7 protein-coding genes and 1 pseudogene are annotated in these 17,805 nt (G+C 62.8%); 7 read left to right on the plus strand and 1 reads right to left on the minus strand.

Annotated elements, in window-relative coordinates; all coding sequences use genetic code 11:
• Positions 1 to 942 (minus strand): MurR/RpiR family transcriptional regulator, encoded by a 942-nt coding sequence (locus VGE08_RS09435; protein WP_331067617.1) that lies wholly within the window; start codon positions 940 to 942, stop codon positions 1 to 3.
• A gap of 164 nt (positions 943 to 1,106) precedes the next feature.
• Between VGE08_RS09435 and VGE08_RS09440 the strand changes: the two genes are divergently transcribed.
• The 7 genes and pseudogenes from VGE08_RS09440 to VGE08_RS09470 all read left to right on the plus strand — a co-directional run bounded on the left by VGE08_RS09440 (position 1,107) and on the right by VGE08_RS09470 (position 17,771).
• Positions 1,107 to 2,249: a mandelate racemase/muconate lactonizing enzyme family protein gene (locus tag VGE08_RS09440; RefSeq protein ID WP_331067618.1), complete on the plus strand. Its 1,143-nt coding sequence runs from the start codon at positions 1,107 to 1,109 to the stop codon at positions 2,247 to 2,249.
• Positions 2,250 to 2,295: 46 nt separating this feature from the next.
• Positions 2,296 to 3,657, plus strand: coding sequence for a Gfo/Idh/MocA family protein (locus tag VGE08_RS09445; RefSeq protein WP_331067619.1), 1,362 nt, complete (start codon positions 2,296 to 2,298; stop codon positions 3,655 to 3,657).
• A 47-nt stretch (positions 3,658 to 3,704) separates the two neighbouring features.
• Positions 3,705 to 4,799 carry an acyltransferase family protein gene (locus VGE08_RS09450; protein ID WP_331067620.1) on the plus strand — a complete coding sequence of 365 codons (1,095 nt, stop codon included), beginning with the start codon at positions 3,705 to 3,707 and terminating at the stop codon, positions 4,797 to 4,799.
• Between the two features lie 121 nt (positions 4,800 to 4,920).
• Positions 4,921 to 7,566 carry a TonB-dependent receptor gene (locus VGE08_RS09455; protein ID WP_331067621.1) on the plus strand — a complete coding sequence of 882 codons (2,646 nt, stop codon included), beginning with the start codon at positions 4,921 to 4,923 and terminating at the stop codon, positions 7,564 to 7,566.
• 148 nt (positions 7,567 to 7,714) lie between these two features.
• Positions 7,715 to 7,879: pseudogene (locus tag VGE08_RS09460) on the plus strand (type II toxin-antitoxin system death-on-curing family toxin); the annotation flags it as partial.
• Between the two features lie 514 nt (positions 7,880 to 8,393).
• Positions 8,394 to 16,652, plus strand: coding sequence for a hypothetical protein (locus VGE08_RS09465; RefSeq protein ID WP_331067622.1), 8,259 nt, complete (start codon positions 8,394 to 8,396; stop codon positions 16,650 to 16,652).
• Positions 16,653 to 16,952: 300 nt separating this feature from the next.
• Complete coding sequence (locus tag VGE08_RS09470; protein WP_331067623.1) at positions 16,953 to 17,771, plus strand: hypothetical protein; 819 nt, start codon at positions 16,953 to 16,955, stop codon at positions 17,769 to 17,771.
• The last annotated feature ends 34 nt before the right edge of the window (positions 17,772 to 17,805 follow it).

Here is a 17,805-nt window from a genome sequence, read left to right on the forward strand (position 1 = left end):
TCAGTCGCCGATCGGTTGTAACGGCGCGATTCCATGCAGCGACGCGACGCTCGCTCGCGTTCGCTTCAGCGAAGTCTCCGCGGCCGGACCCATCCGCAACGCCGTTGCATACGCAATACAATCGATCGCGAATAACTGCGCATAACGCATCGGGTTGGGGTGGAACTGGTTGACGCCGCCCTGGGTGAGCTCGAGGTCGATACAAATGTCGAGCTCCCGGCCGAGCGGGCCGTCCTTCGGCGCGATGCCGACGCACTTCGCGCCGTAGTATTTCGCCAGCTCCAGGCTGTCGAGCAGCGAGCGCGGCCGGCCCGTAGACGAGATGAACAACGCCACGTCCTGCTCGCTCAGTGTGGTCGCGGACATGCGCTGCTGATAGCTGTCGGTGTAGGGAATGCTGCTGATATTGAGGCGGAACAGGCGATTGTGCGCCTCGTTCGCCATGACCGCCGAGCTGCCGCCGATACCGAAGATGGCGACGCGGCGAGCCTTTGCGATCAATTCGGCCGCGGCCTCGATGGCGTGCCGATCGATCCCCTTGGCAGTGCGCTGAAGCGCGGCGACCGCCGCATCGAGAACTTCTCCCGGGATGCCTTGTGCCGTTGCATTGTTGACGTGAGTCGCACTTGCGGCGCTGGCGCGAGAGCGGCCTGTGTCCTCGCGCGAGGCTTGCCGATACGCGAGCTCTTGAATGATCTGAATCTTGAAGTCCTTGAACCCCTTGCAGCCGACGCGCCGGCAGAAGCGCACGACCGTCGGCTCGCTTACATCTGCCCGAGCCGCGACGTCTTTTACATTCATGCGTGCGAAGGCATGCGTATCGCGCGACAGCAATTCGGCGATGTGCAGCTCCGATTTTGAAAATTCGTTTCTGAGACGGTCGATACGGGTCAACACGTCCGTTTGCGCGCCCGCGGGCGAGTTTCTTTCGCTGGCTTTCATGAGTCTAACCGTAGCACAAATGGCGCGCGGGTACCCCTCCCAAAGTAGACTCAGTATGAAAGAAAATTTCAGTTTGAGCTGTTATTCATGGCAATCCTGTTATATTATTACATTGAAGGCGGCGCCCCGCCGTTACCCGACGATACAGAGAACAAGGAGCGACCATGACCAACCGCTTGACCATCCGGCGGTTTACATTCGATGAAGTGCTGGTGCCGGCACATCCCGGTGTCATCAATTCGGCGTCGCTGCCGAAACCCATTCACATGCTGCCGGTGGGCGCAAAGCCGTCCTGGAGCACTCAGTTCGACGAGCTTTCGAAGCTAGTGGTGCGGCTCGAGCTCTCCAATGGCGTCACGGCTCTCGGCGAGTTCTATCGCGGCCACACGTGGTCGACGGTCACCGAGGTCGCCGAAGCGCTGCTTGGCGCAGACTTGAACGAGATGCGACTGAGCGCACTGCCATTGCCGCTGTGTCGCGAGTACGACGGCTTCGAGTGCGCGATCTGGGACGGCTATGCGAAGAGCCTGGGCGTGCCGCTGCACCGGCTGCTCGGCGGCAAGGTGCGCGATGCCGTCGAAGTGAGCGCGTGGTCGAGTCATCGCACGGTCGACGAGGTCGGGCCATGGACTCGGCAGTACCTGGACCAGGGTTTTCGTTGCATCAAGTTCAAGGCCGACTTGGAGGATGATGCGGCGGGGTGGAGCGAGGCCATTGCGCGCCACGCGCCCGGCATGAAGATCATCTACGATCCCAACCAGCGCTGGGAGAACATGGGCCACACCAAGCGCATCATTCGCGATCTGGAAAAGGTCGGCAACACGCTGCTGCTGGAGGATCCGATCCCGAAGTGGATGGTGCTCGACTATGCCGAGCTGCGCAGCTTCTCCAGCATCCCGATCACGCAGCACGTGTCGCTACCCTACGTGTATCAGGGACAGCGCGTGCACGACGTGATCAACCTGGTACAGCACAACGCCGTCGACGGCTTCAATTTCAACGCTGGCCTGGCGAAGTTCCAGCAAATGGACGGCATCGCGTCCGCCGCCAATGTCTGCTGCTTTCACGGTTCGGAGATCGACCTCGGCATTCTCGAGGCGATGTACCTGCACCAGGCGGCGGCGGCGCCGAGCTGCCTGTGGCCGTCCGACATTTTCGGGCGCATGATCCGCGAGCACGACTTGCTGCAGACGCCGCTGCGTATCGATGCGCCGTATGCATATGTGCCGTCGGGCCCGGGCCTGGGTGTCTCGCTCGATCCGGCGGCGCTGGAAAAATATCGAATCAAACAGGTCGTGATTGGCTAGAGAAATCTGGTCCAGTCGAGTTTGCACTTGAAGCGGGGAGTGAAAGATGGTCGATAGAGAACGACGCCAGTTGCTAGGTGCCGCAATCGCCGCATCGAGCGCGCTGGCACTGGGAAGTCATATCTCGGCGCGCGCGGCAGCGCCGAATGGCAAGACTGGCGGCAGCGTCATGGATCTTGTCAAGCCGAAAATGGACAAGGTGCGCTTCGGTTACATCGGGGTCGGCATGCGCGGCCACGAGTTGTTGCGGCTGATGCTCGCAGTCGAAGGTGCTGAAGTCACCGCGCTGTGCGACACCCACGGACCGACGCTCGATAAGGCGGCCAAGCTCGTCACCGAGCGCACCGGCAAGAAGCCGGCGCTGTTCACCGGCCGTCCCGACTCGTACAAGGCGCTGGTCGAACGCTCGGACGTCGATGCCGTGATCATCGCGACGCCGTGGGAGTGGCACGTGCCCATGGCGCTCGACGCCATGGCCGCCGGCAAAGAAACATTGGTCGAAGTGCCGGCGGCGCTCACCGTGGAAGACTGCTGGAAGCTGGTGGACGCGAGCGAGAAACATCGTGTGAACTGCATGATGCTCGAGAACTGCTGCTACGGCCGCGCCGAGCTCATGGTGTTGAACATGGTGCGCGACGGACTGCTCGGGGAAATCGCGCACGCTGAAGGTGGATACATCCACAATCTGTGGGACCTGCTCTCGAGCACGATGGAAGTGGGCGAGGGGTCGTGGCGGCCGGAGTGGTACAGCCATCGCCGCGCAAATGTCTATCCCACGCATGGCCTGGGACCGATTGCGCAGTACATGGACATCAACCGCGGCGATCGTTTCGACTACCTGGTTTCGATGAGCACGTTTCCGAAGCGGAAGAAGACATACAAGCGCGGCAAGCTCGAGCCGGCGGAGGCCCGCAAGCAACTGCGCGAAGTGCTCAAGGACATGAACTCCTCGCTGATCCAGACCGTGCGCGGCCGCACGATTCTGCTCCAGCACGACATCGGAACACCTCGGCCTTACAGTCGCATCAACTTGATTCAGGGCGACAAGGGCACCTTCACCGGCTATCCGGATCGTCTCGCGCTCGAGTCCGAGGGCGGCGGTCACGAATGGATCGACCTGAAGGCATTCGAGCAGAAGTACGACAACCCGATGTGGAAGAAGCTCGAGAGCATTACGGTGGAGCAGGGGGGCGGACATGGCGGCATGGATCTGGTGATGATCTGGCGCCTGGTGTATTGCCTGCGCAACGGCCTGCCGCTCGATCAGAACGTGTACGACGCCGCTGCCTGGTCGGTGATCTTCGATATCAGCGAGCAGTCCGTGCACGATCGCAGTCGTCCGCGGGACTTCCCTGATTTCACCCGCGGCGCGTGGAAGACTGCGCCGCAGTTGCAGATCACTATCTAACCCACGGATCGCCGGCGGGTCGCTCCGATCCGCCGGCTGCAACTCCCATGAACGGCAGCGAAGCAGCCGAACGTCTGGTCTCACTCGATGTATTTCGCGGGCTGACCATGCTGTTGTTGATCGGCGAGGGCGCGCGCGTCTACGACGTGATGCTGAGCGAGCCGTTCGCGCATACCTGGGTGGCGAGTCTCGGCATCAACTTCCACCATCATCCGTGGCATGGCCTGCGGTTCTGGGATCTGATCCAGCCGTTCTTCATGTTTATCGTCGGTGTCGCGATCCCGTTCGCGTGCCGTCGGCGCGGCAGCGGCTTGCGAACTGCCGGGCCGCACGTGCTCCGGCGCGCGATCGTTCTGCTCTTGCTCGGCATGACGATTTACATCTATCTGGCCGAGCGCATCGTGTTCCGCTACTGGAATGTGCTGGCGCAGCTGGCGTTCACCTATCCGCTCGCGTTCCTGCTGATGCGACTGCATTGGGCGCGCCAACTCGCCGCGTCGGTCGCTCTTATCGCTTGCGCCGAGCTGCTCTATCGATTCGCCGGAATCCCGGGCTTCGATCAACCGTTCGTGCCGGATCGCAATTTCGGCACCTACGTCGATTTCCTGCTGATGGGCTGGAATACGTTTGAAGGCGGGCACTGGGTGACCTTCAATGCGGTGTCCACCAGCGCGCACACCATTTGGGGTGTGCTCGCCGGCCAACTGCTGATGAGCGCACTGCCCGCCAGGAGAAAGCTTGCGGTGCTTGCCGCAGGTGGAATCGCCTGCCTCGCCATCGGCTACGCGCTCGACCCCTGGACTCCGATAGTGAAGCGCATTGCGACCAGCTCGTTCGTGTTCGCAAGCGGCGGCTGGTGTCTGCTGGCGTTGGCTCTGTGTTACTGGCTGGTCGATATCAAAGGATGGAAGCGCTATACGAGTTTCGCCGTGGCGGTCGGCATGAACTCGTTGTTCGCTTTCCTGTTCATCAATCTGGGCGGCGCCACTGCGGTTCACCGCCTGGTCTGGCCGTTCATGCGGTCGTTGTTCGAGGGGGCGGGGGCCGGTGCGCAACTCATGGCCACCGCGTTGCTCACCTGGCTGAGCATCTGGGCGCTATGTCAATGGATGTACCGGCGCCGCATCTTCATCAACATTTAGGGGCCGACTCCGGTCGGTTGCCTCGCTGTAATTTAATTACTAAATGTCATTGACTGTAGTCGGAACTGTAATTAATCTACATTCCGGTTCGAAGCTCGATAAGAGATAAAAGGGGAGCACGATGAATACGTCGAGATTTACCCCGCGTGCCGCCGTGGCACTCGGGATCTATGGCCTGGCGATGTACGCGCCGCTGATCGGCGCACAAACCACGGCCTCCAGCACCAACAGCGATGTCTCGCTCGAGGAAGTCGTAGTGACAGGCCTGCGCGGCAGCCTGCAGCAGTCGCTGAACCTGAAGAAGGATTCGGTCGGCGTGCTCGACAGCATCTCGGCGGAAGACATCGGCAAGTTTCCGGATCTGAATCTTTCCGAGTCCTTGCAGCGCATTCCGGGCGTGTCCATCTCACGCTCCGATCTCGGCGAGGGCACGGTCATCGACGTGCGCGGTCTCGGCGACGCCTTCAATCGCGTCGAGATCGACGGCATGGCGAGCAACGGCGGCGGCTTCAACTTTCAGTCCATCGCATCCGAGTTGTTCCAGACCGCGACAGTCGCGAAGTCGCCCAGCGCGAGCATGGTGGAGGGCGGCATCGGCGGCGCCGTGCTGCTCGAAACGCCGCAACCATTGTCGTACGACGGCTTGAAGGTGAATGGCGTGGTCGAAGGCGTCACCGGGGACATGACCGATGACTTTGCGCCACGCGCCTTCGCACGCATCAGCAACAACTGGAACGATACGTTCGGACTCTCGGCGGCAGTCGCGTACTCCGAGACCAAGTTTGCAACCAACGACACGTCGTTCGGCAGTTGGGCAAGATTCCGCGATGTGGCCAGCCCCGCGACTCAGGCAGCGGCGCCCGCCGAACTGCTGAACGCGGTGACTCCGAGGACGATCGCTTACTACAGTTACACCGAAGAGCGTGACAATTGGGCGGGCACACTCGCAGCCCAATTCCGGCCCAGCGACACCGTAGAAATGGCGTTCAATGCGATCTACGCCGACAGTCGCGGCGCACGGCATGACGACCGGCCGGACGTGCCGATCGAAGACATGGTGGCGATGCCGACCAGCTACACGATCGAGGATGGCGCCGTCGTCTCCGGGGTATTCCCCCACGTGCAGAACCGCATCGGCACCAGCAAGCGCCCGAGGCAGGACGAGCTGTTGCAGACCACGTTCCAACTGGATTGGCGGCCTAACGATAACTGGCGCATTTCACCGTTCCTCGGCTTCGTGAGCCGCGAAACGCTCAACGAGCTGCGTCTGTATTCGTTTGCCATCAACGATGCGACCGTCTCGTACCAGTTCGCGGGCAAGGACTTTCCCAACTTCACCTCGAACCTGACGGACTTCAGCAGCAACCCCGAAGACTACGGCTTCAACATCTTTATTTTCGACAGCTATCGCGTCAAAGACGAGAACCTGTCCGCCAAGTTGGATTTCGAGCGCACTTTCGAGGACTCGGCGCTCACCAGCGTGCAATTTGGGGCGCGTTACTCGGATCTGACCTCCGACACCGGAGGTACCGCGGCATATCTGCTGCAAGGCAGTCCGGTGCTCGCTGGCAGGCCGTCGACATTGGATGCAGCCTTCCGCTATCGAGACTTCCACGTGCGCGGTGCGCCGGGCAACGTGCCTTCGCGGATACTCGCGGTTGATACGGACCGAGTCGAAGACGTTTTCATGGGCGGGGTGAATCCATACACCGCCGACGGATTCGCGCGCAGCCCGAATGACACCGCCCTCAGAACCTATGAGGTCACGCAGCGCACGACCGCGGGCTACGTGCAAGGCAATGCAGATTTCGGCCGCGCACAGATGAACTTCGGTGTCCGAGTCGTCCGCACCGATGTGACTTCGGATGGCAGTCAGCTGATCGACAACGAGGTCTCCAGCAAAAAGGTCGACAGCTCGTACACCAACGTGCTGCCGTCCTTCAATTTGAAGCTTGATGTCGCCGACCAGCTGATCATGCGCGCCACCTATTCGCGGACCATGGAGCGCCCGGGCCTGTTCTCCTTGCGGCCCTCGACCACGATCGAATCGGGCACGCGCACCGGTAGCCGTGGCAATCCGGACCTGGATCCGTACACGGCCGACCAGGGCGACATCGGGCTGGAATGGTATTTCCATCAAGGCGCGGTGCTTGCCGGCACGCTGTTCGTGAAGAAGCTCGACTCGCTGATCAGCGAGCGCACCACCGAGGAGCTCACGACGTTTCCGGACCAGGAGACACGCGAGCCGGTGCAGGGCGTGATCGCGTTCACCGAGCCGGTGAACGGCGACCGCGCCAGCATCCAAGGCGCGGAGGTCTCGCTGCAAACGCCGTTCTATTTCCTGCCCGGTGGCTGGAGCGATTTCGGCACGTTGCTCAACTACACCTACACCCACAGCAAGACGAAGCTCGACGATGCGAGCGCCACCACGATCCCAGGCGTTTCCTCGAACAGCTACAACGCGATTCTGTACTACGACAACAATCGGCTTTCGAGCCGGCTGTCGTATGCGTGGCGCGGCGAGTATCTGCAAACCAACGCGGTCGCGGCGGTGGGCGGCGCCTTGCGCTATGTGAAGCCATTCGGGCAGCTCGACCTTTCGGCGAGCTACAAGCTCACCGATTCGCTCAACATCAACCTGCATGTGCTGAATCTGTTGAAGGAGCAGCGGCTGGAGACCACCAGAATCAAAGGTCGCTCGGACTTGCAGTCACACATGATCGAGATGGAGAGACGCATCATCCTCGGCATGCACATGTCGTTCTGAAGCACCGGCTGAGCTGGATAGAAGGCGGACCTCACGGCAGAGGTCCGTCTATAACTAAACTACTGCGTGAGCGGCGGTGGTATCGCCACCGCCGCCGATTGTGCCTTTATCCGCTTTCTGCGGGCGAGCCAGTTCGGACATTCTTTAACTTGCCGCCAAGTACGCGGCAGGCATCGTGCAGAATCATCCCTTTGTTGACGGCAACAAGCGCACCGGTTTTGTGATCGGCGTGCTGTTTCTCGAGCTCAATGGTTATCGGTTCACGGCCAGCGAGGAAGCCGCCGCACAAGCCGTCCTCGATCTGGCGGGATGAGGCCAGCACCACTACTCACGGGGCCGGCCGAGCCAAGATTGGAGTTCGAGCCCCAGGCAAGTCCCTTCCGCCCTCGCAGCTTTCGGCACTGGAACCACGCTGCGAATGTGGCGCTGTTGAGCGCGCAAGCTCCTCCGCGTAGCTGCCACAGGTCATTGCGCGGTTTCCCGCATACAGGAGAAGCAATAGAAACTCCTAATCTGCCTTGCAGCAAGAATACTTTACGCAGCGGTACAGTTCCCGGTCCGCAGGCGAGGCGACGAGTGAGCGGGCAGTGGCCGGAGTCCAGGAGTGCTCCGATGGTTCCAAGGTTTTTGTCGGCGCGACGCGATCAGATCTAGCGCGGTCCAAGGAGGCTGTGGCTGCGCACCGCTCAGGAGCGATAACAATTCGTTGCATGGAGTCCGCTCGCTTGTCGCAGCAGATCGGCGGCAGCCATACGTTGCGTGGACAACGCGAGAAGCGGTGCAGAGCCGGTGCTGGCTGGCCTGCACACGAACAAGCGAGAGAGATGATGGCAGATAGGCATTGCGCGCCTTTGGCGCTCGGCGGCGATACTCCGATTGTGACGGCGAATCCGGCACTTGCACGCGGCAGAAGTGTGCGACTTGCGCTGGCGATCGCGGCGGTGTGCGCGGCGAATGCGGCAATAGCAGCGCCCGATCCTTGTACGACAGCGGGCGACGCATTGACCTGCAGCGGCGACCAATCGCAGGGTATCGTTCTCCAGGTCCCGCAAGATGGCAGTATCACGACGCTCAACGTTCGTGAGCTCGAAACGGTTGTCGTCACGCATGACCGGGCCGGCATCGCCTTCGATAGCAATGCGGGCGGTCGCATCACGATCAATGCCGGCAGCACATCGAACGATGTGCTCATCAATACGACCGGCGACAACGCTGTCGGCATCGTTGCGAACAGCCGCGGCGGGGCGCTCGGCATCTCGAGCATTGCCGCCCTCGACCTGCTGATTCCAGCAGGTAGCGCGGGCCCTGGCGGGCCGGTCACGGTCAACAATCTGGCGACGATCGAGACGTTCGGCGACGGCGCCCACGGCATTTCCGCAAACAACGCGGTGAGCGCCTATCACCCCGACGTGATGGCTTCGCTCAATAGCTTCTCCGCAGGCGATCATGTGTTCGAGGTTCGAGAGGTTGCGGGCTCGTCGGACAACGTCGGTGAGGAGGTGGGCGGCAGCAACGGCGGCACATTCATTCTGAATGCCGATGGCACGGTCTCGTTCGATCCAGGCGATGATTTCGAGGATCCGCCACTGGGGGAAGAGCGCGCCACGCACATCGAGTACACCGTATATGCGAATGGCGAGATGCTCGCAACGGCGACTTTCACGGTGCTGCGGCGTTGGAACGACGAGGAGGAGCTCGAGACGATCCAATCCGCCGACTTTCCGCAGTTCGGGGTCGGTGGGATCAAGACTGATGACCCCGCGACAGATCGGCCATTGTTCCCGGACATGCAGCGCTATGTGGACGACTTGCTCGCCGATGCGGGCCAAGGCGGCGGCAGCGGTGTTTCGGTAACGAACGCGGGAGCCATTACGACTGGCCGCGAGGGTGAAGCGATCGGCCGCGGCGCGCACGGCATTTCGCTTCAAACAATAGGTGGCACGGGTGCAGCGGGTCGAGATGGTTGCTTCTTCTGCGGTGAGCCTTCACGTGGCGGCGACGGTGGCAACGGTGCGGCGCTACGGGCAACGAACGACGGCAGCATCATCACCTATGGAACGGATGCTGCCGGCATCGTCGTGAACAGCCGCGGCGGCACGGGTGGCGAAGGCGGCGAAGGCAGCACTTGGTATGGCGGGCGCCGCGGCGGAGACGGCGGCGTCGGCGGAAACGTCGTAGTCGAAGGGACCGGCAGCATCGTGACTCATGGTGATCGCGCCATGGGTGTTCTCGCGATCAGCGAAGGTGGCGTTGGCGGCAACGGTGGCGCCGGCGAGTTCGTGAATGATGCAGCGATCGGTGGGAGCGGAGGCAACGCCGGGCTCGTCTCCATCGATGCTGCAATAAAGATCACCACGCATGGCCAGGCGGCTCACGCGATCTGGGGCAAGAGCATCGGCGGTAGCGGCGGTACCGGAGGTCACGATGGTTGGGCGGGGGGTGAGGCGGGTTCGGGCGGCGAGGCCACCGACGGCGGTGAAGTAACAATTCGCAATGGCGGAATTCTGCAGACGAACGGTGCTCATGCGCATGGCATTTACGGCCAGAGCGTGGGTGGATTCGGCGGCGACGGTGGCGTGGCATCGAATTGGTTTGCGGCGTTTGGCGGACATGGTGCGAGCGCCGGCAGTGGCGGCGACGTCGAGATTCACAATGCGAGCTCTGGCTCGATTACGACGACGAACCAGTATTCGCACGCGATTTTCGCGCAGAGCGTCGGCGGTGGCGGCGGCAGCGGCGGCGACGGTGCTGCATTGTTCAGTAGCCTCGGCGGCGGAGCCGGCGCTGGCGGACATGGAGGTACAGTCGTAGTCGAGAACGACGGAGCGGTTCGCACCGAGGGACTGCGCTCACGAGGCATCTACGCGCAAAGCATTGGCGGTGGCGGCGGTGATGGTGGTGACAGCCGGGGATTCATCACATCGCTCGGCGGCGCCGGTGCGGCCGCGAGCGAAGGTCGCGACGTGACCGTGACCAATCGCGGCTCAATCACCACGTTGAACGTCGAGGCGACGGCCATCTATGCGCAAAGCATTGGTGGCGGCGGCGGTAGCGGCGGCGATTCCGCCGGCATCGTGTCGATCGGTGGCGCGGCCGGCGCCGGTGGCGACGGTGGCAACGTCATCGTCACGAATGAAGGTGAGATCTCCACGGAGGGCAGCCGCTCGCGCGCAATCTTCGCGCAAAGCGTCGGTGGCGGAGGCGGCGAGGGCGGTGATAGCGCCGGCCTGGCATCCATCGGCGGTGCATGCGGAACTGCCAGTCACGCGGGCGAAGTATCAGTCACGAATCGGGGTAAGGTCGGCACCAGCGGCGCGGACGCGACGGCGATTTACGTGCAGAGTATCGGTGGCGGAGGCGGCAGTGGCGGCGACTCGGCTGGCCTGGTCACCATCGGCGGCGGCGGCGCGGGCGGCGGCTCCGGCGGCACAGTGACCGTTCTCAACGAGGGTGAGATTTCGACAACCGGCGCACGCGCACGCGCCGTGTTCGCTCAGAGCATCGGCGGCGGTGGTGGGGATGGCGGCAGCGCGGCTGGTCTCGTCAACATCGGAGGCGCAGGCTCCGGCGGTGGCGATGGCGGCGAGATCACACTCACGAATCTCGGCGCCATCAGCACAGCGAACATATCGGGCGACGGCTTGTTCGCCCAGAGTGTCGGTGGTGGTGGCGGCAGCGGCGGCGGCACTGGCGGCCTCGTCTCGATCAGCGGCGATGGTGGCGGTGGCGGGCTGGGTGGCAACGTCACGATCATTAACGGCGGTTCGATTGCGATCGGCGGCGACTATGCTCGAGGCATCTTCGGCCAGAGCATCGGCGGTGGCGGCGGCGACGGCGCCGGAGCCGGTGGGGTGTTCGCCGCGCTCGGCGGTAATGGCGGGCCGGCGAGCAGAGGCGGCGAAGTCACGATAGACAACAGTGGGCAAATCACGACCTCTAGTAGCGTCTCACAGGGCGTGTTTGCACAGAGCGTCGGTGGCGGCGGCGGTAGCGGTGCAGGCGCCGGTGCTGTGTTCGCTGCACTTGGCGGCAATGGTGGTCATGGTGGCGATGGCAACACCGTGCGCGTCACGAACTCGGGATACATCGGCACCGAAGGCTTCGCCTCGCAGGGCGTGTTTGCGCAAAGCGTTGGTGGCGGTGGAGGAAATGGCGCGGGCGCTGGCGCCATGTTCGCCGCAATCGGCGGCGATGGCGGCGCTGCCGGTGACGGGGGCGAGGTGTACGTCACGAATTCCGGCGAGATCGAGACCCTGAACATTGCTGCGCAAGGCGTGTTTGCACAGAGCGTCGGCGGTGGCGGTGGCAATGGCGCCGGCAGCGGGGCGTGGTTCGCATCCCTCGGCGGCGACGGTGGAGCCGCGGGCGATGGCAAAACAGTCAGTGTTACGAACTCGGGAGTGATCGGCACCGCTGGATTCGCCTCCCAAGGAGTGTTCGCGCAAAGCGTCGGAGGCGGCGGTGGTAACGGCGCTGGCGCAGGTGCGTTCTTCGCAGCAATCGGTGGCGACGGTGGAGCGGCGGGCGATGGCGGCGAAGTCTTCGTTAGCAACATCGGATCGTTGACAACGACGGGCTTGTATTCCTTCGGCATTCACGCCCAAAGCGTGGGTGGCGGCGGTGGCAATGGCGCCGGAACCGGCGCGTGGTTTGCTTCGCTCGGCGGCAAGGGCAATGCCGGCGGCAACGGCAAGTCGGTCGATGTGCAAAACCAAGGAACGCTTGCCACCGAGGGTGATTTTTCGTTCGGCATCTTTGCGCAGAGCGTAGGTGGCGGCGGTGGCAATGGCGGAGGCAGCATCGCCGATACGGTCGCGATAGGTGGTGACGGCGGCGCGGGAGGGATCGGCGGCGACGTGACGGTTTCGAATACGAGTTCGCTCACGACGCTTGGCCTCGCTGCCCGTGGCATACATGCCGAGAGCGTCGGTGGAGGCGGCGGCACGGGCGCAGGCTCGGGTGCGCGTCTCATCTCGCTCGGTGGCGATGGGGGCGCAGGGAGTGCCGGCGGCGCTGTCGATGTATTCAACGCCGGCATCGTGGATACGACGGGTCACTTCGCGCATGCCCTTTACGCAACGAGTGTAGGCGGAGGCGGCGGCAGTGCATCGCAATCGGGCGGGCTGGGTACCGGATTCAATCTGACACTCGGCGGAGACGGTGGTGCTGGAGCGAATGGCGGCACAGTCGACGTGAGCAACGACGGAAGGCTGGTGACGCGCGGCCACGGCGCGAGTGGCATCTTTGCTGAGAGCGTTGGCGGGGGCGGCGGCAACGGCGGCAACGCGACGTCACTGTCGATCGGCGCAAATCTGTCGTTCGGTATCGCGCTCGGCGGCGATGGGGGCGGCAGCGGGCTCGGCAACAGAGTCACGGTCGAGAATACGGGCAGCATCGACACATTTGGCAGCAGCAGTCACGGCGTCTTCGCACATAGCGTGGGCGGCAGCGGCGGCGCGGGCGGCAATGCGTTCTCCTACACGATAGGTGCCGGTGTCATCGAGGAGATTCCGATTGCGATCAATGCGTCTATCGCAATCGGCGGCTCCGGTGGTGCAGGCGGCAACGGCGGCGTCGTGGATGTGGATAATCGAGGCGATATCTGGACGCGTGCATTTCGTTCGTATGGCGTGTTCGCTCAAAGCGTGGGCGGCAGCGGTGGCGACGGTGGCAATTCGACGAGCGTTGCACTGAGCATCAACACGGATATCAGCGGCACCGTCGCGATCGGCGGTGACGGCGGCGGCGCCGGTCACGGCAACGACGTATTTGTCGCTAGTGATGGCAGGGTGAAAACCGAAGGCGCGCACGCAACTGGAATCTTCGCGCAGAGCGTTGGCGGCAGCGGCGGCGCAGGCGGCGACGCGACGACAGTCAAGGTCGATCTCAGCTTTCCGAGCAGCGCCGAAGACTTGATTCCGATGCCGAGCGGCTCGTTCGACGTGGCGATCGGCGGTGACGGCGGCGCGGGCGGTCACGGCCGCGGAGTCAATGTGAGTGGCGCCGGCACGATCGACACGCTCGGTGTATTCGCCAGCGGCATTCTCGCCCAGAGCGTCGGCGGCGGTGGCGGTGCAGGTGGCGACGCTCGCTCCATCGAAATCGATCTCAGCGCAAATCCCACCGATTTGATTCCGTTCCTCGATGTTCTTCAGCTCAGCGCCAGGCTCGTGATTGGAGGTGATGGTGGTGAGGGCGGTAACGGCGGCGATGTTGTCGCCGATACCAGTGCTGACATCAACACCGCTGGCGCATTCGGTCACGGTATCGTCGCACAGAGCGTGGGCGGAGGTGGTGGTGCCGGCGGCAGCGCAATCACGTTCGATCTCAGCACCGACCTTCCGGTGGAAATGCCGGAGATTCCCGTGCTCGACGACATTATCGATCTCACGAACATCGAGATGGTGATGCAAGGTGGCAGCGGCGCTGCGGGCTTGGGCGGCAGCATCGACGTAACGAATCGCGGCGCGATTCGCACGAGCGGCGATTTCGCTCATGGCATCGTCGCGCAGAGCGTCGCTGGCGGCGGTGGCCTCGCAGGCATCGTCAATCCACACGGCGTGACGAGCACGCAATTCGGCAGCGGCATGCGAGGCCTGCTCACTTCAATTGACGGTGCAGGTGCGAGCTTCGCTGGAAGTCTGGGTGGCGGTGGCGATGCCGGCGAGGTTTCGGTCGACAACAGCGGCAACATCTGGACGCGCGGCGACGGTGCATACGGCATTCTGGCGCAGAGCGCTGCGGGCACCGGCGATGCTGGCACGGTTCGCGTTGTATCCAGCGGTAGCATCCGAACCGAGGGGTTGCAGGCTCACGCCATCTACGCGCAGAGCACGAGCTCAGCTGATGTGGGTGCAATAGATCTCGATCTCGGCGGCACTGTCCTGGCTCTCGGGCAGAACGCCCATGGACTATATGCAGAAAGCACGACCGACCAAGGGGATGCAGCAGCAATTCACACGGTGCTGAATGGCGACTTCGGATCTCTTGATGGTCATGCTGTGTACTTGCAGAGTGTTGCGAGCGCCGGCAACGCCGGTCCGATTGCGATCCATGCGAATGGAAGCATCGCATCGGCCGCAGCGGGCGGACACGGTATCTACGCGCGCAGCGAAGCGAACGCAGGAAATAGCGGAGAGCTTGTGCTCGATCTCAGCGGAGATATCACATCGAGCGGAGCGGCTGCCCACGCAGTCCATGCCGAAAGCAACGCAACCGGGGGGCGTGCTGGAGGGCTCACGATGACATTCGCCGGCAACGTCATTGCAACTGGCGACGATGCGCATGGCATCTTCGCGGAGAGTATCGGCGAGCAAGGAAGCGGCGATATTACTATCGCCATCGAGGATGCAATCATCAGAGGCGGAGCTGGTGGTGCTGCGGGCATCGTCATCTCCGGCGCTGCGGACAATACCCTGAACAATCACGGCACGATCGGCCACTTGAGTCAGCTTGGCCAGAGCGCGATCCGCGCCGGGGCGGGCAACGAAACCGTGACGAACTTCGGCGTGCTCGTGGGCGACGTGCACTTGGGCGACGGCGTCAATGCGCTCACCAATGCGGTCGGCGGGACGTTCGTGTCGGGCGCGAGTGTCGACCTTGGAGCGCAAGGGACGGCGGTCAATACCGGCGCCTGGTCTGTTGGCAATGTGAACTCCGTGGCCGCGACGACCCTCAACGGCTCGCTCGCTCAGTTGGCCGGCGGCTACATGCTGATCGACTACGATCATGCCACGCGGACTGCCGATCATATCGATGTCACGGACACTGCCGTGCTGGCCGGCGGCATTGCGCTCAACCAGATGAACACCGGGTGGACCAAACCCGGCACGTGGACGGTTCCGCTGGTGTCGGCGGACGGTGGGGTGAGCGTTGGTGATGTCGCGCTCACGGCGCCGTCCTCGCTCATCACACAGTACGCAATCAAATCATCCGCCGCTGAGATGTGGCTGGAGATCAGCAGCGACTTCACGCCGGAACAGCTGTCCGGCGGCATGACTGCCGAGGAACGCTCCGTTGGTGAGTACTTGAACAAGGTGCAATCGATCGGCGGCGCGGCCGACATGACATCGACGATCGAGTCGCTGGTGGCAATCGATGACGCATCCGCTTTGCGCCAGGCGTACGATCAACTCAGTCCGGGGGGCTACGCGTCAGTGCACTCCTCGCAGCTGGCATCCGGGATGCGCTTCAGTGACGCATTGCTGAGCTGCAAGGTGCGCGATGGCGACTACCATTTCGCGGCGGAGCAGGAATGCGGGTGGCTTTCATTCTCGACGAGCAGCGAGGAATACGATGCTCGTGCGAAGGCAAACGGTTACGAGCGTAAGAGCAACCGAATTGGTGGCGGCGCTCAGTGGGCGTTGAGCGATCGCTGGTATGCGGGTGTTGCCGCATCGTTCGAGCGCGACACGATCGACACGCAAACGCTGATGGGATTCAACGCGCAGTCCGCATCGGGCCGTGGCGTACACCTTGGTGCTGTGATCAAGGGAGTCTTCGGAAACACGGTCTGGGCTACCAGCCTATCAGGCTCGTTCAGTGACTATGACACCGAGCGCCTGGCATATCAGGGGTATCGGGCGCAGAGCGATCAGGATGTCTTGGGAGGTGCGTTGCAGATGCGACTCGCGCACGCTTTCGACTTTGACCGCTGGTATGTGCGGCCCATGATGGACGTCGGGACGACTCGCGTGCATATGGACTCATTCCGTGAGCATGGAGCTGGCGCTGGAAGTCTCATCGTGAAAGGCAGCGACAATGATTTCTTGCACGTGCGGCCGGCACTCGAGGCAGGCTTCGATGCAGCATGGGGTGAAAACATCGCTCGGTTCTCCGCCCGCTTCGGCATCACGCGATTCGTCTCGGGCGGCAACATCGAAGTTTCTGCCGCACTGGCGGGTGCACCGATCGACGGCGGTTCGTTTGAAATCACGCAAGCAATGGATCGCACGGTACGTGAGCTGGCAGCGGGCATGGACGTGTTCACATCTTCCGGGTTCGTGCTGCGCATGGGCTATAGCGGCCAGTTCTCCGCAAATGGTCGCTCCAACGGCGGGATGCTCAAGGTCTCATGGCCGTTCTAGTCCCTTGCAGACATGTGAAGAAGATCAGGGGCCGGTGTCGCATGCTCGCGTTGAGTCGAATTTGATTTCAGTCAAATGGCGAAACAGCATGCATGTCTTATGCTCGTAGATCGACGGCGTAATAGTTCTTTTGCCGCCACAAGATGCTTGTGACGGCTGAAAAGCGCGGAAAGAGGAGGCTCAATGCGCTGGCCTTCGCGACTACGGAGCAGTGAGCGGCGTGATGGCTGGCGTGCCGCATCTTCCGGGGTGAATGAGGTAGTGGAAGAGCACCGCAGGTCGCCATCCGCCTTCATGTTCATGCTTCGTGCTCTGATGCTCTCGCGCGGACGGACGGGGCAAGCGGGATTCCCACCGATCGTCGAGCGGTGGACAGGGCTGAGCGTGGATCGCGGTCATCTTCATTACCTCACCAGCGTGACCGGACTGCGAGACCCGCGCGCACTTTCCATCCTCTATCCTCACGTCGTCGGCTTCAGACTGCACATGCAGCTGCTGACCCATCCAGAGTACCCACTGCCGATCTGGGGCGCCCTGCAGATCCGCAATCGTCTCATCCAACACGAGGTTCTCGAAGCCGGCGCAGTGATCGATCTGGAAACGCGAGTTGGCTCGCAGCGCGTCGGCGAGAAGGGGCTCGAGGTCGATTTGCTGAGCCGCGCGACCCGGGGCGGACGGCTTTGCTGGGAGAGCGAAATCACGTACTACTATCGCGGCCGATTCGAGGGCGCTGTTGCCGGCGCGCCTCGAGCCGCGTCGCCTGATCTCGCCGGGGGCGCGGAGGTGGATCGTTTTCGCATGCCGCGTGCGGGAGGTTGGCGGTTCGCCGGCATGAGCGGAGACTACAACGGCCTGCATCTTTGGACGCCCTATGCACGGTTGCTCGGTTTTCAGGCGGCATTTCCGCACTCGCAGCGCGTAGCTGCGATGTGCCTGTCTCGTCTGGAGGGACCTACCTCGAACGAACAGACGCTGGAATTGTGGATCAAGGGCCCGGTGTTCTATCGGGCCAAGACCGTGCTGAGCCGCGCGCGTCTCGATGATGGTCTCGCGTTCTCGCTGGCGCTCGCGGATGAACGTCGTGCGGCGCTCGTGGGCAGGTGGCGCAGCGCCTCGTAATCGCGGCTCGCCGCTCGCGTTTGGCCGTCAAAAT

Source organism: Steroidobacter sp., from assembly GCF_036406195.1.
Taxonomy (GTDB): Bacteria; Pseudomonadota; Gammaproteobacteria; order Steroidobacterales; family Steroidobacteraceae; genus Steroidobacter.

Coding starts and splice junctions, on each gene's coding strand:
- VGE08_RS09440 (WP_331067618.1), top strand. CDS start 1,107: ATGACCAACCGCTTGACCATCCGGCGGTTTACATTCGATGAAGTGCTG.
- VGE08_RS09455 (WP_331067621.1), top strand. CDS start 4,921: ATGAATACGTCGAGATTTACCCCGCGTGCCGCCGTGGCACTCGGGATC.
- VGE08_RS09435 (WP_331067617.1), bottom strand. CDS start 942: ATGAAAGCCAGCGAAAGAAACTCGCCCGCGGGCGCGCAAACGGACGTG.
- VGE08_RS09470 (WP_331067623.1), top strand. CDS start 16,953: ATGCTTCGTGCTCTGATGCTCTCGCGCGGACGGACGGGGCAAGCGGGA.
- VGE08_RS09450 (WP_331067620.1), top strand. CDS start 3,705: ATGAACGGCAGCGAAGCAGCCGAACGTCTGGTCTCACTCGATGTATTT.
- VGE08_RS09465 (WP_331067622.1), top strand. CDS start 8,394: ATGGCAGATAGGCATTGCGCGCCTTTGGCGCTCGGCGGCGATACTCCG.
- VGE08_RS09445 (WP_331067619.1), top strand. CDS start 2,296: ATGGTCGATAGAGAACGACGCCAGTTGCTAGGTGCCGCAATCGCCGCA.